Annotated in this window: 20 protein-coding genes; 7 read left to right on the forward strand and 13 right to left on the reverse strand. The window is 76.8% G+C overall.

The genetic code is table 11. The features are described 5' to 3' along the window. Window positions 1–13: 13 nt before the first annotated feature. The 8 genes from JOD57_RS13315 to egtA form a co-directional block, all read right to left on the reverse strand. Entirely contained in the window at window positions 14–832 is an 819-nt protein-coding gene (locus JOD57_RS13315; protein WP_204692461.1) for an anti-sigma factor, read from the reverse strand. Continuing rightward, window positions 813–1,412 (reverse strand): sigma-70 family RNA polymerase sigma factor, encoded by a 600-nt coding sequence (locus tag JOD57_RS13320; RefSeq protein ID WP_307824663.1) that lies wholly within the window; start codon window positions 1,410–1,412, stop codon window positions 813–815. The genes JOD57_RS13315 and JOD57_RS13320 overlap by 20 nt, the downstream gene beginning before the upstream one ends. Before the next feature lie 50 nt (window positions 1,413–1,462). Continuing rightward, complete coding sequence (locus tag JOD57_RS13325) at window positions 1,463–2,110, reverse strand: class F sortase (protein ID WP_204692462.1); 648 nt, start codon at window positions 2,108–2,110, stop codon at window positions 1,463–1,465. A 13-nt stretch (window positions 2,111–2,123) separates the two neighbouring features. Further along, window positions 2,124–2,936: a DUF4397 domain-containing protein gene (locus JOD57_RS13330; protein WP_204692463.1), complete on the reverse strand. Its 813-nt coding sequence runs from the start codon at window positions 2,934–2,936 to the stop codon at window positions 2,124–2,126. 72 nt (window positions 2,937–3,008) lie between these two features. Continuing rightward, window positions 3,009–3,980: an L-histidine N(alpha)-methyltransferase gene (egtD, locus tag JOD57_RS13335; RefSeq protein WP_204692464.1), complete on the reverse strand. Its 972-nt coding sequence runs from the start codon at window positions 3,978–3,980 to the stop codon at window positions 3,009–3,011. An 8-nt stretch (window positions 3,981–3,988) separates the two neighbouring features. Continuing rightward, the gene (gene egtC, locus JOD57_RS13340) at window positions 3,989–4,693 is read right to left on the reverse strand and encodes an ergothioneine biosynthesis protein EgtC (RefSeq protein ID WP_204692465.1); all 705 of its coding nucleotides are present in this window, start codon (window positions 4,691–4,693) and stop codon (window positions 3,989–3,991) included. A gap of 1 nt (window position 4,694) precedes the next feature. Beyond that, window positions 4,695–5,978 carry an ergothioneine biosynthesis protein EgtB gene (gene egtB, locus JOD57_RS13345; protein ID WP_204692466.1) on the reverse strand — a complete coding sequence of 428 codons (1,284 nt, stop codon included), beginning with the start codon at window positions 5,976–5,978 and terminating at the stop codon, window positions 4,695–4,697. After that, window positions 5,975–7,237, reverse strand: a complete 1,263-nt coding sequence (gene egtA / locus JOD57_RS13350; protein WP_204692467.1) for an ergothioneine biosynthesis glutamate--cysteine ligase EgtA — start codon at window positions 7,235–7,237, stop codon at window positions 5,975–5,977. Before egtA ends, egtB begins: the two co-directional genes overlap by 4 nt. A gap of 173 nt (window positions 7,238–7,410) precedes the next feature. Here egtA and JOD57_RS13355 point away from each other — a divergent pair, with 173 nt between their 5' ends. Both JOD57_RS13355 and JOD57_RS13360 read left to right on the forward strand, forming a co-directional pair. Further along, window positions 7,411–7,872, forward strand: coding sequence for a DUF309 domain-containing protein (locus tag JOD57_RS13355; protein WP_204692468.1), 462 nt, complete (start codon window positions 7,411–7,413; stop codon window positions 7,870–7,872). A 79-nt stretch (window positions 7,873–7,951) separates the two neighbouring features. After that, on the forward strand, window positions 7,952–8,392 hold the full coding sequence (locus JOD57_RS13360) for an SRPBCC domain-containing protein (protein WP_204692469.1): 441 nt from the start codon (window positions 7,952–7,954) through the stop codon (window positions 8,390–8,392). A gap of 15 nt (window positions 8,393–8,407) precedes the next feature. Here the strand turns inward: JOD57_RS13360 and JOD57_RS13365 are convergent, their stop codons facing one another. Next, window positions 8,408–8,551, reverse strand: a complete 144-nt coding sequence (locus tag JOD57_RS13365) for a hypothetical protein (protein WP_204692470.1) — start codon at window positions 8,549–8,551, stop codon at window positions 8,408–8,410. A gap of 63 nt (window positions 8,552–8,614) precedes the next feature. On the opposite strand from JOD57_RS13365, the gene JOD57_RS13370 reads away from it, so the two are divergent. Next, window positions 8,615–10,123, forward strand: coding sequence for an NAD-dependent malic enzyme (locus JOD57_RS13370; RefSeq protein WP_307824664.1), 1,509 nt, complete (start codon window positions 8,615–8,617; stop codon window positions 10,121–10,123). A gap of 33 nt (window positions 10,124–10,156) precedes the next feature. Here the strand turns inward: JOD57_RS13370 and JOD57_RS13375 are convergent, their stop codons facing one another. Further along, entirely contained in the window at window positions 10,157–10,333 is a 177-nt protein-coding gene (locus JOD57_RS13375) for a hypothetical protein (protein WP_204692471.1), read from the reverse strand. Between the two features lie 151 nt (window positions 10,334–10,484). On the opposite strand from JOD57_RS13375, the gene JOD57_RS13380 reads away from it, so the two are divergent. Further along, window positions 10,485–11,339: an Fpg/Nei family DNA glycosylase gene (locus tag JOD57_RS13380; protein WP_204692472.1), complete on the forward strand. Its 855-nt coding sequence runs from the start codon at window positions 10,485–10,487 to the stop codon at window positions 11,337–11,339. A gap of 41 nt (window positions 11,340–11,380) precedes the next feature. Here the strand turns inward: JOD57_RS13380 and JOD57_RS13385 are convergent, their stop codons facing one another. Further along, on the reverse strand, window positions 11,381–12,601 hold the full coding sequence (locus JOD57_RS13385; protein ID WP_307824665.1) for an MBL fold metallo-hydrolase: 1,221 nt from the start codon (window positions 12,599–12,601) through the stop codon (window positions 11,381–11,383). Window positions 12,602–12,659: 58 nt separating this feature from the next. Next, the gene (locus JOD57_RS13390) at window positions 12,660–13,229 is read right to left on the reverse strand and encodes a copper chaperone PCu(A)C domain-containing protein (RefSeq protein ID WP_204692474.1); all 570 of its coding nucleotides are present in this window, start codon (window positions 13,227–13,229) and stop codon (window positions 12,660–12,662) included. 80 nt (window positions 13,230–13,309) lie between these two features. Here JOD57_RS13390 and JOD57_RS13395 point away from each other — a divergent pair, with 80 nt between their 5' ends. Beyond that, window positions 13,310–13,900: a MarR family winged helix-turn-helix transcriptional regulator gene (locus tag JOD57_RS13395; protein ID WP_204692475.1), complete on the forward strand. Its 591-nt coding sequence runs from the start codon at window positions 13,310–13,312 to the stop codon at window positions 13,898–13,900. Between the two features lie 126 nt (window positions 13,901–14,026). Here JOD57_RS13395 and JOD57_RS13400 read toward each other — a convergent pair whose 3' ends face one another. Further along, window positions 14,027–15,313 (reverse strand): Rieske 2Fe-2S domain-containing protein, encoded by a 1,287-nt coding sequence (locus JOD57_RS13400; RefSeq protein WP_204692476.1) that lies wholly within the window; start codon window positions 15,311–15,313, stop codon window positions 14,027–14,029. A gap of 163 nt (window positions 15,314–15,476) precedes the next feature. Between JOD57_RS13400 and JOD57_RS13405 the strand changes: the two genes are divergently transcribed. Both JOD57_RS13405 and JOD57_RS13410 read left to right on the forward strand, forming a co-directional pair. Further along, window positions 15,477–15,893, forward strand: coding sequence for a DUF485 domain-containing protein (locus JOD57_RS13405; protein ID WP_307824666.1), 417 nt, complete (start codon window positions 15,477–15,479; stop codon window positions 15,891–15,893). Further along, window positions 15,886–17,529, forward strand: a complete 1,644-nt coding sequence (locus JOD57_RS13410) for a monocarboxylic acid transporter (RefSeq protein ID WP_204692477.1) — start codon at window positions 15,886–15,888, stop codon at window positions 17,527–17,529. The genes JOD57_RS13405 and JOD57_RS13410 overlap by 8 nt, the downstream gene beginning before the upstream one ends. Window positions 17,530–17,710: the final 181 nt, after the last annotated feature.

A 17,710-nucleotide genomic window follows, 5' to 3' on the forward strand; every position in this document is an offset into this window, starting at 1 on the left:
GTAGCGACGCGGGTCAGGTGTCGAGCTGGCCGCGCGCCACCGAGAGGCCCGAGTGCGTCGGGTCGCCGTCCAGCTGCTCGACCGAGACGTCGACGACCGGGTACTCCCCGATGTCCACCCCGGCGGGCAGCTCGAACTCCTCGGTGCCGGGCCGGACGACGCCGAGCGGGATCAGCCCGGACACCGACTCGTCGAGCAGCCAGGCCTCGAGGTAGCCCTCGCGCGGCGCGTCGGCATCCAGCTCGACCCGGAGGACCAGCGTGCCGTCGGGGCGCTCCACCACCGCGGCGCGGCCGGAGGCGCCGCTGCCCTCCAGCGGGTCGAGGACGGCGTCGGCCACGGGCACGCCTGCGTCCTCGGGGTCGTCCCCGCCCAGGGCCACCGCGCCGGCGCCGATGGCCAGCCCGGCCACCAGCGCTGCCGCGGCGGCGAGCAGCAGCCGCGACCGGCGCGGCCGCAGCGGCACCACCGGGGCGACCCCCGCACCGGCCGGGGTCACGGCCCGCTCCGGTGACTCCGGCACGGGTGACTGCGGCACGGGCGGGACGTCGGGCACCGGTCCGGCCGGCAGCGCCGACGCGGCGACGACGTCCGGGCGGGGGACGGCGCCCACCCCGGTGGCCGCGGCGATGCCGGCCCACAGTCCCGGCGGCGGGGCGACCGGCGGGCCGGGGTCGGCCAGCTCCGGCACCGACAGCGCCTCGACCGGGCGGCGCAGCCGGGTGACCTCCGCGCGGCAGTGCGCGCAGCCGGCCAGGTGCGCGGCGTCGTCGTCGGCGAGCGGCTCGCGGAGGGCGGCCAGCGCCAGCTCCTCAGGCGTGCAGTGCTGCACCGTCCACCTCCAACCGGTCGCGCAGGCGCTCGAGGGTGCGCCGGATGTGGCTCTTGACGGTCCCCAGCGGCAGGCCGGTGCGCTCGGCGATCTGCGTGTGCGTGAGGTCGGCGTAGAAGGCCAGCTCGATGATGCCGCGCTGGGGCTGGCCGAGGCGGTCCAGCTCGCCGAGCAGCAGCACCCGGTCGGCGACGGTGGCGTCGACGGGGGCCGGTCCGGTGGCGGGCGCCCGCCGCGCCTCGGCCGCGGCGGCCTCGGCGGCGCGGCGCTGCCTGTCCCGCCGCGCCCACGTGTCGGCGATCTTGTGGCGGGCCACGCCGACCAGCCAGGCCGGCAGCGGGCCCTGCTCGGGGCGGAACCCGGCGCGGCCGGTCCAGGCCGACACGAAGGTCTGCTGGGTGACGTCCTCGGCGTCGGGGCCGGGGCCGAAGGCGCGCACCGCCATGCCGTGCACCTGGGCGGCCCACCGCTCGTAGGCCCAGGCCATCGCCTGCTCCTCGCCGGCGGCGAAGCGCCGGGCGACCTCGGCGTCGTCGGGCCCGGCCGGGCCCTGGGGCGCCCGCTCGGCCTCGGTGGTCACCCGATCGACCATAGGACGCCCACGGCCGGTGCGGCGGCCGAGCAGGTCGGTCACGGTGTCGGCTCCGCCACGACGACGACGTTGTCGCGGTACCCGCCGACCTCGGGGAGGAACGGTCCGCCGCAGGTCACCAGGGTCAGCCGCGGGGGCCCGTCGCGGCGGAACAGGGCGTCCACCGGCAGCGCCTGCTTGTCGACCAGCTCGCGGCCGACCACCACCCAGCGGGTGCTCGCCCCGGCGGCGTCGGTCACCACGACCTCGTCGCCGGGTGCGGCCTCCCGCAGCGGCGCCAGCTCCCCGAGGCCCTGCTCGACGTCGTCGACGTGTCCGGCGACCACCGCCGAGCCGGGCGCCCCGGGGACCGGGCCGAAGCGGTACCAGCCGGCCCGGTCGACGTCGCCGGGCAGCGCCATCTGCCCGTCGTCGGTGACGCCCACCGCGTCGACGGCGACGTCGACACCCCGCGCCGGGACGGCGAGCCGGACCGGCGGCGCGACCTCGGCCGCGGGCGCCGGTGCGGCGTCGCGGGCGGTCACCTCCGGGCCTGGCGCCGGCGGTGCGGTCGGGACGGGCGCGGTCCCCAGGACCTGCTCGACCGGTGCGCCCGCCGCCGCGGCGGGCCGGGTCAGCTCCCACGCGGTGGGCACGCCCACGGCGAGAGCCAGGCCCAGGGCCACGCCGGCGGCGGCGGGTCGCACGTCGGTCAGCCCGTCAGGCGCGGGTCGCGGCCAGCCGGCGGGCGGCCAGCCCGGCGCCGACGAGGCCCAGGGCGGACAGGCCGAGCAGCGGCAGGGGCAGGCCGTCGTCGGCCAGGCCGGCGGTGCCGCCCGGGACGCCGGACGGCGCCGAGCCCGAGCCGCTGATCGTCTGGACGGCGAGCTCGTAGCCGGCGTCCCCCGAGCCCCACGCGTAGACGACGGTGGTGGCGCCCTCGGTCACGGTCAGGTCGGCCGGGCCGAGCGCGACGGTGCCGGTCCCGGCGAGGACGACGTCGGCACTGACCGTGCCGGCCGGGACGGTGAGCGTCGCCTCGTCCGGGTTGGTCAGGCCCGGCGCGACGACCTGCCCGCCGGCGCGGACGTCGACCGCCGGTGCGGCCGCGGCGTGCCGGACCACGACCCGTCCCTGACCGGCCGGCACCGCCGAGGTGTCGTTGACGAACGGCGTGAGCGCCGGCTGGCCTGCCTCGGTGAGGTGCGCGACGACGGTGGCGTCGGCACCGGCCGGGACCGCGACGCCGTCCGCGGAGAGCAGCGGCGTGCCCGACCCGTCGGCGGCGTCGGCGGGGAACAGCGCCAGGTCGTAGGAGCCGGCCGGCAGCGACAGCGGGTCGGTGAGCGTGCCGGGCTGGAAGTCGTCGATCAGCCGCTCGCCGTTGGCGTAGACGTCGACGGGGGTGTCGGGCACGGCGTGCAGCACCGAGACGGTGGCGGTGTCGGCCGCGGCGGCCGGGGCGGCGCCGAGCGCGAGCAGTGCGCCGGTTCCTGCCACGGCGGTGAGGCCGAGGGTGCGGGTCCTGGTCACGAGTTCCTCCGGGATCGGGGACGTGCTGACACCCCCTCTTCCGGCGTCGCCGCAGGTCCGGATGCAGGCCCCTCAGACGTCCTTGCGCGACAGGGAGACGCCGAAGTCGCCGTCGGGGTCGGTCCACCAGTGCGTCAGCCGCAGGCCGGCGCCGGCCAGCTCGGCCTCGACCCGCTCGCGGCGGAACTTCGCCGACACCTCGGTGCGCATCTCCTCGCCGGCGGCGAAGGCGACCTCGAGGTCGAGCGCGGCCACCCGCACCACCTGCTCGACCCGCGAGCGCAGCCGCATCTCGATCCACTCGGCCTCGGCGTCCCACACCGCGACGTGGTCGAAGGCGGCCGGGTCGAAGTCGGCGCCCAGCTCGCGGTCGAGCACGGCCAGCACGTTGCGGTTGAACTCCGCGGTCACGCCGGCGGCGTCGTCGTAGGCCCGCACCAGCCGGGCCGGGTCCTTGACCAGGTCGGTGCCCAGCAGGAACGAGTCGCCGGGCTGCAGGGTGGCGGCCAGGTCGCGCAGGAAGTCCGCGCGCGGGCCGGGCTCGAGGTTGCCGATCGTCGAGCCGAGGAAGGCCACCAGCCGCCGGCCCGAGCGCGGCAGCAGGCCCAGGTGCTGCGTGAAGTCCCCGACGACGGCGTCGACGGACACGCCCGGGTACTCGGCGGTGATCGCCGCGCCGGCCGCCTCCAGCACCGACGGGTCGACGTCGCAGGGCACGAACCGCCGCAGCGTGCCGGCCCGCGACAGCGCGGTGAGCAGCAGCCGGGTCTTCTCCGAGGTGCCGCTGCCGAGCTCCACCAGGACGTCGGCGCCCGAGGCCCGCGCCATCTCGTCCGCGTGCGCCTCCAGCACCGCCCGCTCCGCGCGGGTCGGGTAGTACTCGGGCAGCCGGGTGATCGCGTCGAACAGCTCGCTGCCGCGGGCGTCGTAGAACCAGCGCGGCGGCAGCGACTTCGGCGTCGCCGTCAGCCCGGCGAGCGCGTCGGCGCGCAGGGCGGCCGCGGCGTCGTCCGGGGCCAGGTACGAGGTCAGCGAGTCGGTCACGGAGCTCCTCAGCGGCGGGCAGGTCGGTCCAGCGGGGTGACGGTCAGGCCGTCGGGGGTCACCTCGACCAGCGAGCGGTCGGGGACGTCGGTCCAGGCCGGGTCGTCGTCCCACGGCTCGCTGGCCAGCGCGGTCCCCTCGTCGGTGACCAGGGCCGACAGCGTGTCGCCCCAGGTGGTGGCCAGCAGCCGGGTGCCGTCGGCGGCGAGCAGGTTGAGCCGGGCGGCGGGGTCGGCGGCGCCCACCTCGCGGACGACGTCGCCGAGCCGGTCGGCGCCGCGGGCGAACACCAGCGCCGCCAGCAGCGCGCTGTCCACCGTCGACTCGGCGTCGCGCACGGCGGGGAGCACCGCCCGGTCGACCCGGCCGTTGTGCGACAGCAGCCAGCGGCCGTCGGTGAACGGGGCGACGGCGCTCTCCTCCAGCGGCATGCCCACCGTCGCCGAGCGGACGGCGGCGACGACGCAGCCCGAGTGCAGCACCGGCGCCACCGAGGCGAAGGACGGGTCGCCCCACAGCGGCCGGGCCGAGCGCCAGCGCGCCGGCTGCGGCCGGCCGGCGGCGAAGAAGCCGACCCCCCAGCCGTCGGCGTTCACGGTGCCGTACCGCTGCCGCCGCGGCGCGTAGGACTGCACGAGCAGCGAGGACGGCGGCTCGAGCACCAGCTCGGCCAGGGACCGCGGCCGGCCGAGCCAGGCCAGGTGGCGGCACACCTCAGTCCACCGACCAGGCCAGCCGGACGCCGCTGAAGACCTGCCGGCGCACGGGGTGGTCCCAGTTGCGGAAGCTCGGCCGCAGGATCGAGCTCGCCACCGACCACGCCCCGCCGCGCAGCACCCGGTAGTCGCCGCCGAAGAAGGGCGCGGAGTAGTCGGCGTAGAGCATCGGCGTGAACCCCGGCCACGGCTCGAAGCCCGACGACGTCCACTCCCAGACGTCACCCACCATCTGCTCGGCCCCGCAGGCCGAGGCGCCGGCCGGGTAGGCGCCCACGGGGGCGGGCCGCAGCGCCGTCCCGTCCAGGTTGGCCAGCGCCGGCGTCGGGTCGGCCGACCCCCACGGCCAGCGCCGCCGGCGGCCGGTGGCCGGGTCCCAGACGGCGGCCTTCTCCCACTCGGCCTCGGTGGGCAGCCGGGCCCCCGCCCAGGCGGCGTAGGCCTCGGCCTCGAAGAACGTGACGTGCTGCACCGGCTCGTCGGGCGGCAGCTGCTCGAGGACGCCGAAGCGGGTGCGCACCGTGCCGTCGGGACCCCAGTACAGCGGCCGCTCCAGGCCGGCCTCCTGCCGGTGGGCCCAGCCGCGGTCGGACCACCAGCGCGGGGTGTCGTAGCCGCCGTCGGCGACGAAGGCCGCGTACTCGGCGTTGGTCACCGGCACCCGGCCGATGCGGAAGGCGGGGACGTCGACGACGTGCGCCGGCCGCTCGTTGTCCAGCGAGAAGGGCTCGTCCTCGGCGTCCACGCCCAGCACGAAGGGGCCGCCGGGGACGAGCACCGACGTCCCGGCCACCCCCGGCCGGCCGGGCGGCAGCGGGGTGCCCTCGCCGAGCAGCGGTGGGCCCACGCGCAGCTGGAGGGTCTGCAGCATCGTCTCGTCGTGCTGCTGCTCGTGGCTGACGACCATCGCGACGTCGAACGGGTCGTCGTCCGCGCCGGACGAGTCGAGCCGGTCGAGCACCCGGCCGCGGACCTCCCGGCAGAACGCCCGGGCCTCCACCGGCGGCAGCAGCGGCAGCCGGTCGCGGACGGCGCGCGGGTAGGTGAAGGCGTCGTAGAGCGCCTCGACCGACGGCGGCAGCAGTCCCGGGCGGCGGCCGTCGCCGCGGCGCAGCAGCCACAGGTCCTCCTGCTGGCCCACGTGCGCGAGGTCCCACACCAGCGGGCTCATCAGCGGGCTGTGCTGGCGCAGCAGGTCGGGGTCGTCGTGGTCGGTCAGCAGCAGGGTCCGCTGCCGGGCGGCCTCCAGCTCCCGGGCCAGCTGCTCGCGCAGAGCGGTCACGGGGACACCTCCGGGGTCTCGGTGGCGGACAGGAGGGCGGCCTCCGGGCCGCCGGCGCGGGCGGCGGCGAGCAGGGCGTCCCCGGGGCAGCGGCCGGCGGCGGCGAGCTCGGCCAGCGCCTCCACCGCCGGCCGCAGGGTCGCCGCGACGGCGGGGAGGGCGGCGGCCAGGCAGCGCAGCGCCGCCGTCCGCAGGCCGGCGTCGGCCAGCCCGTCACGGGCGGCGCGGTCCCAGGCGCCGGCGACCGGGGCGGTGACGTCGGCCGCGGCGTCGGCGGCCACCGGGTCGTCGAGCAGCGCGGCGGTGACCGCGGCCAGCGCCGGCCACCAGGGCTCGGGGGTGGCGTCGAGGTAGCGGATCTCCAGGTAGCCGCGGGGGCGCACCGGGGGGAACAGCGTGGACAGGTGGTACTCGAGGTCGGCCGCCGTCGGCCGGCGTCCGGCCAGCGGAGCCGCGCCGGTCACCCAGTCGGCGAAGGTGGTGCGGGTGAGGACGGGCTCGGCCGCGCCGGTGTCGGGGTCGCGCACGAGCATCACGGGCGCGGAGAGGGCGTAGGCCGCCCACTCACCGGCCGGGTCGGCGCCGCCGAGCAGGGGGCCGCAGCGGGCCTGGTCCAGCGCGCCCCACACGCGCTGCCGCGACGAGCGCCAGCCGGTGGCCGACCCGCCGAGCAGGGGGGAGTAGGCCGACACGGCCACCAGCACCGGGCCGAGCTGGTGGGCCAGCGCCACCCGGCGGCTCCACCCGCCGGGCGGGCCGGCGTCCAGGTTGACCTGCAGGGACGCGGTGGCGGTCATCATCGCCGTCCCGGGCCCGCCGCAGCCGACGGCGGCGAAGTGCCGCTCCATGGCCCGGTAGCGCGGCGCCGGGCACACCCGCGCCGGTGGCCGCAGCGGGTCGGCGCCCACCGGGGCCAGGCCCAGCCCGGCGCCGGCCAGGACGGTGGCGACGACGGCGCGGTCGGCGCGCAGCGCGGCGACCGCGCCGCCCGCGTCCGGCGCCGGCGGCCCGGACAGCTCCACCTGCCCGCCGGGCTCCAGGGTCACCCGGCTGCCGCCGGGCAGCGCCGGCAGCGACTCCAGGACGGCGGTCACCCGGGCCCAGGGCACGCGGGCGGCGGGGGTGTCGAGGTCGACCAGGTGCGCCTCGAGCTCCAGCCCGACCCTGCCCAGGGGTCCCGGCCGCAGCGCGGCGGCGGTGACGGCGGTGACGGCGGCGTCCAGGTCGAGCACCGTGCGCTCCTCCACGGCAGGCGCCACGGGTCCACCCCCTCCAGGTCCGGACCGGTCGACGTCGACCGCGGGTCGGTGCGGGGGCGACTCCTCGTGCGGGGCCGTCCTCGTCTCCATCAATGCACGTCACGGCGCCGCTGACAACCCCCGCCGGCGGCCGGTCCCGTGCCGTCCCGAGGTGTTCGGGAGAGGATCACCGGGTGGATCCCCTCCGCGACCGGGACGCCGAGGGGCGGGCGCGCAACGCCCGCCCGCGCGACGCGCTGGGCCGGCCGCTGCCGCACGGTGCGCAGGGGGAGGAGCGGGCGCCGGAGGGCGTGCCGCGGACGCCGGACGAGGCGCTGGCCGAGGCCCAGCGGCTGCTCGACGCCGGCCGCCCCTTCCACGCCCACGAGGTGCTGGAGGACGCCTGGAAGGCCGCGCCGGAGCCCGAGCGGCAGCTGTGGCGCGGGCTGGCCCAGCTGGCCGTGGGGTTGACCCACGCCGCCCGCGGCAACGCCCGGGGCGCGGCCCGGCTGCTGGAGCGGGGGGCGGGCAACGTGGCGCCCTACGCGGGCGCGCCGCCGCACGGTCTCGACGTCGCCGGGCTGGTGGCCTGGGCGACCGGGCCGGCGCGGGCCGACGCCGCCGCGCCGCCGCGACTGCGCCGGCCCGCCCGGTGACCCCGACCCGGCCCGCTGACCCTGGCCCCGGCCCGCCGACCCGGAGCAGACTGCGGAGCGGGCCCACGGGAGGGGAACGATGAGGAGCTACGAGGCGGTCACGCGCATCGACGCGAGCGCGGAGGAGGTCTGGCGGCACCTGGTCGACGTCGGCACCTGGCGGGACTGGGACTCCGGCGTCGACCGGGTCGAGGGCCGGGTCGCCCTCGGCGAGCGGCTCACCCTCTACGCGACCATGATCCGCAGCCGGCCGTTCACGGTCACCGTGACCGAGCTCCGGCCGCGGGAGGCGATGCGCTGGCGCGCCGGCCTGCCGCTCGGGCTGGCGGTCATCGAGCGCACGTACGGCCTCGACGCGCAGGAGGACGGCTCGACGGTGCTGACCATCCGCGAGGACCAGACCGGCCCGCTGGCCTGGGTGACCGAGCGTGCCACACCCGACCTCAACCCCTCGTTCCGCCAGTTCTGCGCCGGGATCAAGGCCCGCGCCGAGGCCGGCGCCGCGCGCTCCGCGGGCTGAGCGCCGGAGACCCGCTCAGGCGTTGGTCAGCGCGGCGAGCAGGAAGGCGACCGCCATCAGCGCCGCCAGGAACAGGGTCGTGACGAGCACCACCCGACCCCGGCCGGGGGTCAGGGACCGGCCGGTCCGCGGGTCCCTGACCGGGGCGTTGCGCCGCACCGTGCGCGAACACTGTGACCGCAACCACGCCGCCGGGACGTGCCCAGGGCAGGATGGGAACCCGTGAGCACCGTCACGAGCACCGGCCCCGCACCTGCCAGCGGCGACGCGTCACCGGGCGACCCGGCCGCCGTGCCCCGCGGGCCGGTCACCTCGGCGTCCTACTCGATCACCGTCCGGCTCACCGCCGACGGCGACCCGGCCAGCATCGGCCGCATCGCCACCGCGGTGGGCCAGGCCGGCGGGGCGGTGACCGCGATCGACGTCGTCGAGTCGCGGTCCGACGGGCTGACCGTCGACGTCACCTGCTCGGCCGCCGACGCCACGCACTCCGAGGAGATGGTCGCCGCGCTGCGCGCCGTCTCCGGCGTGACCGTGCGCAAGGTCAGCGATCGCACGTTCCTGCTGCACCTGGGCGGCAAGCTCGAGGTGGCCTCGAAGGTCCCGCTGCGCACCCGCGACGACCTCTCGATGGCCTACACGCCGGGTGTGGCGCGGGTCTGCCTGGCGCTGGCCGAGCACCCCGAGGACGTGCGCCGGCTGACCATCAAGGGCAACACCGTCGCCGTCGTCACCGACGGGTCGGCGGTCCTCGGCCTCGGCGACCTCGGACCGGGCGCGGCCCTGCCGGTGATGGAGGGCAAGGCGGCCTTGTTCAAGCGGTTCGCCGACATCGACGCCTGGCCGATCTGCCTCGACACCCAGGACGTCGACGAGATCGTGCGCACCGTCGAGCTGCTGGCCCCCGGCTTCGGCGGGATCAACCTCGAGGACATCGCCGCGCCGCGCTGCTTCGAGATCGAGGCCCGGCTGCGCGAGAAGCTCGACATCCCGGTCTTCCACGACGACCAGCACGGGACGGCGATCGTGGCGCTGGCCGCGCTGCGCAACGCCCTGCGGGTGGTCGACAAGCAGCTGCCGGACGTGCGGATCGTCGTCGCCGGGGCCGGCGCGGCCGGGACGGCGATCGTGCACCTGCTGCTGGAGGCCGGCGCCGGACAGGTGCTGGTGTGGGACCGCGAGGGCGTCCTCTCGCCCGACGACGACCGGCTGTCCCCGGCCAAGCGGTCGCTGGCCGAGCTGACGAACCCCGCGTGCGTGCGCGGCGAGCTGCCCGACGCGCTGGTCGGCGCCGACGTCTTCATCGGCGTGAGCGCGGGCAACGTGCTGCCGGTCGAGGCGCTGGCGGGCATGGCCGAGCGGGCGGTGGTCTTCCCGATGGCCAACCCCACGCCGGAGGTCGACCCGGTGCGGGCGCGGCAGCACGCCGCCGTCGTGGCCTCGGGCCGGTCGGACCTGCCCAACCAGATCAACAACGTGCTGGCCTTCCCCGGCGTCTTCCGCGGCCTGCTCGACGCCCGGGCCACGGAGATCAGCGACGGGATGCTGCTGGCGGCGGCCGAGGCGCTCGGGGCCGTGGTCCGCGACGACCAGCTCAACGCCAACTACATCATCCCGAGCGTGTTCGACCCGGCGGTCACGCCCGCCGTCGCCGCCGCCGTCGCCGAGCAGGCCCGCACCGAGCCCGGCGCGACCGTGGAGGTCACCGACCGGACGGGGCTGATCGACTGAGGTCCCCGCCGGTCCCGTCGGGGACCGGCAGGGCTACTCCGTCTCCGGCTCGGCCGGTCCCGACTCCTCCGGCTCGAAGGTGTCGGCCTCGCCGAGGCCCACGCCGACGCCGCTGTCGGTCGGGACCGACGGTCCGCCGCCCTGGTCCTGCTCGGGCGCCGACGGACGGGTCTCGTCCACCGGCGGCCGGCCCTGCGCGCTCTCGGTCATGTCCGAGCCTCCCCCACGACGACTGGCCCGGACGCTAGGCACGGCGGGCGCCCGGGGCAAGGCGGGGCCGCGCCGCCGTCCGTGCCGCCGGCGCGGCGGCTCCACCCGATCGGGGAGGGCGGGGCGCGGGCGCGGCGGGGATCATGGCCGCGTGCCCGAGTTGCCCGAGGTGGAGGCGCTGGCGGCGTTCCTCCGCGAGAACGCCGTCGGCCGCGTGGTCGCGCGCGCCGACCTGGCCGCCGTCCAGGCGATCAAGACCTTCGACCCGCCGCTGTCGGCGCTGGCCGGCCTGGAGGTCACCGGCGCCGCGCGGCTGGGCAAGTTCCTCGACCTCGACGTCTCCGGGCTGCACCTGGTGGTGCACCTGGCCCGCGCCGGGTGGCTGCACTGGCGCACCGGCCTGCCGGCCGCGCCGCCCAAGCCGGGCAGGGGGCCGCTGGCGCTGCGCGTGCACCTCGACGACGGCAACGGCTTCGACCTCACCGAGCAGGGGACCCGCAAGGGCCTGGCGGTCTACGTCGTCCGGACGCCGGCCGACGTCCCCGGCATCGCCCGGCTGGGTCCCGACGCCCTCGCCGTCGACCGGGAGACCCTCGCCCGGCTGATGGCCGGGCGGTCCGGCCAGCTCAAGGGCGCCCTCACCGACCAGACGCTGATCGCCGGCATCGGCAACGCCTACTCCGACGAGATCCTGCACACCGCCCGTCTCTCGCCGTTCAAGACGGCCGACAAGCTCACCGACGCCGAGCTGGTCCGGCTGCACGACGCGGTGCGGGCCACGCTCACCGACGCCCTCGAGCGCCAGGTCGGGCAGCGGGCGGCCACGCTCACGGGCGAGAAGCGCTCCGGGCTGCAGGTGCACGCGCGCACCGGCCTGCCGTGCCCGGTGTGCGGCGACACCGTCCGCGAGGTCAGCTTCGCCGACACCTCGCTGCAGTACTGCCCGACCTGCCAGACCGGCGGCAAGCCGCTGGCCGACCGGCGGATGTCGAAGCTCCTGCGCTGAGGGCGCCCCTCCTGCCCCCCACCCCGCAGGAGGGCCGACGCTCAGCGTGCTGCGCGGGAGGCCCGCCAGGCCGCCAGGCGGGCGATCGCCGCGCTGCCGGAACCGCCGTCGTCCACGGTGCCGGCCTCGGCGGACCCGACGGCGGTCCACCAGTCCTCCAGCGGGGGCGGGGCGAGGACGTCGACCCGCTGCCCCGGCCGCGGCACGACCACCTGGACGCCGGAGCGCTCCGCGGCGGCCAGCAGCCGCTGCACCGGCTCGGCCCAGCGGTGGAAGGCCAGGTTGAAGGTGGCCCAGTGGACCGGCAGCAGCACGCGGCCGCCGAGGTCGCCGTGCGCGCGCACCGCCTCCTCGGGGTCCATGTGGATGGTCCGCCACGCCTCGTTGTAGGCGCCGATCGGCAGCAGGGCGAGGTCGAAGGGGCCCAGCCGGGCGCCGATCCCGGCGAAGGCCGGCGTGTACCCGGTGTCGCCGCCGAAGAAGACGCGGTGCCGCGGCCCGGCCACCACCCACGACGACCACAGCGTGGTGTCGCGGGTGAGGTACCGGCCGGAGAAGTGCCGCGCCTCGGTGCACGTGACGGTGAGGTCGCCGACCCGGGTGGCGCCGTCCCAGTCCAGCTCGACGACGCGGTCCTCGGGGACGCCCCAGTGCCGCAGGTGGACGCCCACCCCGAGCGGCACGACGAACGGCGCGTCCTGCTGCTCGACGAGCGCCCGCACCGTGGGCAGGTCGAGGTGGTCGTAGTGGTCGTGGCTGACCAGGATCGCGTCGACCCGCGGGAGGGTCTCCAGCGGCACCGGCGGCTCGTGCAGCCGGGTCGGCCCGAACACCGGCGACGGCGAGACGCGGTGCGCCCACACCGGGTCGACCAGCACGCGCGCGCCGTCGACCTCGAGCAGCGCGCTCGAGTGCCCGAACCAGGTGACGGCGAGCTCCCCGGGCTGGGCGGGCAGCTCCGGCCGGGCCAGCGGGATGGGCCGCGCGGGCAGCCCGACGTGCCGGTCGTCGTGCCACTGCCGCAGCAGGCCGCGCCGGGCGTTGGGCGGCGGCACCGACGGGGTGGGCAGGGTGTTGTGGAACCGGCCCTCCGACCACTGGGGCGACCCGGCCACGGTCGGCCGGAGCTCGCGCCGGCCGGCGCCGATGGCGGTCGGGAGTCCCCAGGCGGCACGGGCGATCCAGCCCGCGGGCAGGGCGACGGCGGCGGCGGTCAGGGCGGCGCGGCGGACCCGGCCGGGGGGCTGAGCGGGGGACGGCACGCCCACCAGCATCCCAGTCGCGGCCGGAGGGCGGCCGGGAGCGCGGGTGAGGCGGCGGTCACGGCGTCGGGTCCTCGGCGGGGTCGGGGGAGTCGAAGGGCGGCGTCGGGTCCTGCCCCTCGGCGGCGACCACGGCGTCGATCGTCACCTCGCCGGCCTGCTCGAAGGTGAACGTGACCGGGATCGACTGGGACGAGCGCAGCGACCGCTCCAGGCCGGTGAGGGTGATCGTCGGGGCGCCCTCCGCGCCGACGTAGACGTTGTCGTCCGCGGCCACGGGGATCGCGAAGTCCCCGCCGTCCCCGTCGACGGCCTCGGCGAAGGGCCCGGTGACGTCGACCAGCACGTCCTCGGTGGGACCGCTGTTGGCGATGCCCAGGAAGAGCCGGGCGTCCTCGCTCTCCTCGTGGACCCCGTCCAGCGGGTACTCGACCTGGACCTGCAGCACCGACAGGTCGCCGGTGACCGCCTCGTCCGGGCCCACCGCCCCGCCTCGGACCTCGGGTCCGGGGACCGACAGCGGCTCCTCCGCGGCGCAGACGGGCAGGGCCAGGGCCAGAGCGGCCGGCGCGGCCAGCCGGGCGCGACGGCGGTGGGGCGTGCGGGACGTGCTCGTCCTCCTCGGCATCGGGCAGCGGTGCCGTACGGTTACCCCCTGCTCTTGAGCGATGCCAACTGTTGCCGTGATGCAACACCGAGGAGGTCGGGGTGGACGACGTGCTGCTCGGGCTGGTCCGCACCGCCGTCGGGGTGTCCACCCGCGCGGCAGCCCGGCTCGGCGGGGTCTCGCTGGTGCAGCTGCGCGCCCTGACCGTGCTGCACGAGCGTCCCGACGCGTCGCTGGCCGAGCTCGCCCGGGGGGTGGGCGGGAGCGTCTCGACGACCAGCCGGCTCGTCGACCGCCTGGTCACCGCGGGCCTGGCCGACCGCCGTCCCTCCCCGGCCAGCCGGCGATCGGTCAGTCTGCGGCTCACCCCGGCCGGCGAGGACCTGCTCGACCGCTACGACCGGCTGCGGCTGACCGAGCTGCGGGCCGTCCTGGCCGAGGTGCCCGGCGACCGCCGGGACGCGGTGCTGGCGGCGCTCGGCGAGTTCACCGCGGCCGCCGGCCGTGTCGCGGCGGCCCCGACGCCGGTCCCGGCCGACGACGTCCGGCCCGCCGTGCACGAGGGCGGGGGCGGGGGCGGCGGTGACCCGGCGTGCTGGCTGCACCGGGTCTGCCCGGCCTGCGGTCGTCTCGCCGACGAGGACCCGCCGACCCGCTGCGCCGCGTGCGGCGAGGAGCTCGCCGTCGACTGAGCACGGACCGCACCGCCGTCGTCCCACCGCCCCGCCGCGCGTCCTCCCTCACCGCAGCGCGTCCTCCCTCACCGTGGGCGGTCGGGGAGGACGGCCCACGATCAGGTCACCTGATCGTGGCGCGCCTCAGCGGGCGGCGGCGAAGTCGGCCAGGGCGCGGCGCAGCGCCACACCCGGCCGGTCCGCGCGCACGTGCAGCTCGTCGCGCAGGGTCAGCGGCAGGCCGGTGCTGGCCATCTGCGCCTGCAGCTCGAGGTCCTCGGCGAGCACCCGCTGCTCGGCGGCGACGGCCACGGCCACGGCGTCGGGGGAGGGCAGCGGCCGCCCGGGTCCGGCCGACAGCAGCAGGCAGGTGTAGACGCGCGTGGAGTCGGGGTCCTCGGGCTGCAGCAGGAACAGGATCGTCGTCGCCGCCCCCGAGTCGAGGAGGTCCAGCCGCAGCCGCAGCTGGAACGGCGCCCGGTACACGTAGGTGGCCCGCTGCCGCGGCGGTCGCTCCCCGGGGTCCCCGACGTCGTCCGACCACGGCTCCTGCACGCTGGTGAACCCGCCCGGCTCCGGGGCGACGTCGGGGGCGGGGACCTCCACCCGCCCGCCCGCACCCCAGGTGGCCGCGTGCACGAACGGGGCGTGCGCGACGTCGAGGAAGCCGTCGGCCAGCGGCCCGGCGGGGCCCGGTGAGCGGGTGGGCGGGAGCCAGCCGCGGACGAACCTCCGGTCCTCGTCCTCGGGCAGCTCCAGGGGGACGTCGCGCGGCTCGGCCGGCGCCAGCCAGACGACGCCGAACCGCTCGCGCACGCCCCACGCCGGCGGGTCGGCGGACAAGCCCTCCCGCGTGCGGCGGAGCGACCAGGTGCGCCCGAGCAGCCGGACCTGCAGCCAGCCGCCCGGGCGCAGCTCACGGGCGAGCGCGACCGGGTGCCAGGCGTGCTCGAGCGAGGGGTCGAGGTTGCCGAACACCGGTCCCGCCGGCGGCTCGGGGTCCGGCGCCGGCTCCGGCAGCGGGTCGCCCGCAGGTGTCGCCGGCAGGGTGGCGGCGGTGCGCTCGGGCGCCAGCCAGACCCACCCGTGCCGCTCCTCCACCGCCCACGGCACGGAGAGGTCCGCCCGTGGCGGCGCCGTCCCGTCGGGACCGAGGGAGGGGACGTCGACGCAGCGGCCCTCGCCGTCGAACCGCCAGCCGTGGTACGGGCACTGCAGGCGGCCCTCGACGACGGTGGCCGCCGCCAGCGGCACCAGCCGGTGCGGACAGCGGGCCGGGAAGGCGCTGACCTCCGCGCCCGGCCGCAGCCGGACGACGACGTACGCGCGACCGGCGGCGCCCACCGGCACCGGCGTCGTCCCGACCTCGGTGGCGCGCGCCACCGGGAACCAGCCCGTCGACCGTGCGGTCGTCGTCCCCGTCGTGCCCATGACCCATTGCAGCGCCGGTGCGCTACCGCGGCGTTACGCCTGGTGGAAGGTCAGGTCACGTATTCATCCCGTTGTGCACAATCGGACGACTCGGCGCCCTATAGTGACTCCGCTCACCATGGCAACAGTTCGACACACGTCCACGACGACGAGGGAGCGACCCGTGACACCACCCGCCGAGCGGCGGCTGCTGACGCCGGAGGAGTACCGGCAGGCGCAGGACTCACCGGAGTTCACCGAGTTGCGACGGCGCTTCCGCCGCTTCGCGTTCCCGATGACGGTGGCCTTCCTGGCCTGGTACCTGCTCTACGTCCTGCTCTCGACCTACGCCCCGGACTTCATGGCGACCCGGGTCTTCGGCAACGTCAACCTCGGCATCCTGCTGGGGCTGGCGCAGTTCGTCTCGACGTTCGTGATCACCCACCTCTACGTGGCGCACGCCAACCGGCGCACGGACCCGATCGCCGACGAGATGCGCGAGCGGCTCGAGCACCACGAGTACGCCGCCGGTCGCCACGGGACCTCCGCGGGCACCGGCACCACTGGCGCGGACCTCGGCAAGGGGGCCACGCGTGCCTGACGAACTCCTCGCCGCCGACGCGACCATCGGCAGCCCGGCCGTCAACATCTCGATCTTCGGCGTCTTCGTCCTGATCACGCTGGTGATCACCTTCCGGGCCAGCCGGAACAACACCAGCGCCGCCGACTACTACGCGGCCGGCCGCAACATCAGCGGCACCCAGAACGGTCTGGCCATCGCCGGCGACTACCTCTCGGCGGCGTCGTTCCTCGGCATCGCCGGGGCCATCGCCGTCTACGGGTACGACGGCTTCCTCTACTCGATCGGCTTCCTCGTCGCCTGGCTGGTGGCGCTGCTGCTGGTCGCCGAGCTCATGCGCAACACGGCCCGGTACACAATGGCCGACGTCCTGGCCTTCCGGATGCGGCAGGGCCCGGTGCGCACGGCCGCGGCGATCTCGACGCTGGCGGTCTCGCTGTTCTACCTGCTGGCGCAGATGGCCGGCGCCGGCGGTCTGGTCACGCTGCTGCTGGGCGTCACCGGTGAGGCCGCGCAGGCGCTGGTCGTCGTCCTGGTCGGCGCGCTGATGATCGTCTACGTGCTGGTCGGCGGCATGCGCGGCACCACGTACGTGCAGATCATCAAGGCCACGCTGCTCATCGCCGGCGCGCTGGTGATGACGCTCTGGGTCCTGGCGCTGTACGGCTTCAACCTCTCGGCGCTGCTCGGCGACTCGGTGGCCAACGCCGTGGAGGGCCGCGACGTCCTCGCGCCGGGTGCGCAGTACGGCGCGACCAGCATCTCCCAGCTCGACTTCATCTCGCTGGCGCTGGCCCTGGTCTTCGGGACGGCGGGCCTGCCGCACGTGCTGATGCGCTTCTACACCGTGCCGACGGCGAAGGACGCCCGCCGCTCGGTGGTCTGGGCGATCTGGCTGATCGGCATCTTCTACCTGTTCAGCCTGGTGATCGGCTACGGCGCCGGCGCACTGGTCGGGCCGGAGACCATCCTCGGCGCCCCCGGTGCGGTCAACTCCGCCGCCCCGCTGCTCGCCTTCGAGCTGGGCGGCACGGTGCTGCTCGGCATCATCGCCGGCGTCGCGTTCGCCACGATCCTCGCGGTGGTCGCCGGCCTGACGATCACCGCGTCGGCCTCCTTCGCGCACGACGTCTACGCGTCGGTGATCAAGAAGGGGCAGGTGTCGCCCAACGGCGAGGTGCGGGTCGCCCGCATCACCGCCGTCGTGATCGGCGCGATCTCGATCGGCCTGGGCATCCTGGCGCTGCAGGCCGGGCTGAACATCGCCTTCCTGGTGGCGCTGGCCTTCGCCGTCGCGGCGTCGGCCAACCTGCCGACCATCCTCTACACGCTGTTCTGGAAGCGGTTCACCACCCAGGGCGCGCTGTGGTCGATGTACGGCGGGCTGATCACCTGCCTCGTGCTGATCATCTTCTCGCCGGTCGTGTCGGGTGCGCCGGTCAACCCGGCCACGGGCCTGTCCCCGTCGCTGTTCCAGGACGTGGACTTCCACTGGTTCCCGCTGAACAACCCCGGCATCGTGTCGATCCCGCTGTCGTTCTTCCTCGGCTGGCTCGGCACGATCCTGTCCAAGGAGAAGCCCGACCTCGACAAGAACGCCGAGCTCGAGGTGCGCTCCCTCACCGGCATCGGGGCGGAGAAGGCCGTCCAGCACTGAGGAAGGACCCCTGCGCCCCCCACCGCTCGCACGCTCGCGGCGGGGCCCTGCGCAGGGGCCGGTTCCAGCACGTCGCCAGGCGCGCGTCCCCCACCGGGGCGCGCGCCTGGCGCGTTCGACGGCCGGGCGCGGTCGCCGGTCCGGGCGCGTCCTCCCTCACCGCAGCGCGTCCTCCCTGACC

It is taken from the genome of Geodermatophilus bullaregiensis (genome assembly GCF_016907675.1).
GTDB lineage: Bacteria > Actinomycetota > Actinomycetes > Mycobacteriales > Geodermatophilaceae > Geodermatophilus > Geodermatophilus bullaregiensis.

What these genes read in the sequence shown, in the direction of transcription:
- JOD57_RS13360 (WP_204692469.1), top strand. Translation starts at nt 7,952, where the DNA reads ATGAGGAGCTACGAGGCGGTCACGCGCATCGACGCGAGCGCGGAGGAG.
- JOD57_RS13375 (WP_204692471.1), bottom strand. Translation starts at nt 10,333, where the DNA reads ATGACCGAGAGCGCGCAGGGCCGGCCGCCGGTGGACGAGACCCGTCCG.
- JOD57_RS13390 (WP_204692474.1), bottom strand. Translation starts at nt 13,229, where the DNA reads ATGCCGAGGAGGACGAGCACGTCCCGCACGCCCCACCGCCGTCGCGCC.
- JOD57_RS13400 (WP_204692476.1), bottom strand. Translation starts at nt 15,313, where the DNA reads ATGGGCACGACGGGGACGACGACCGCACGGTCGACGGGCTGGTTCCCG.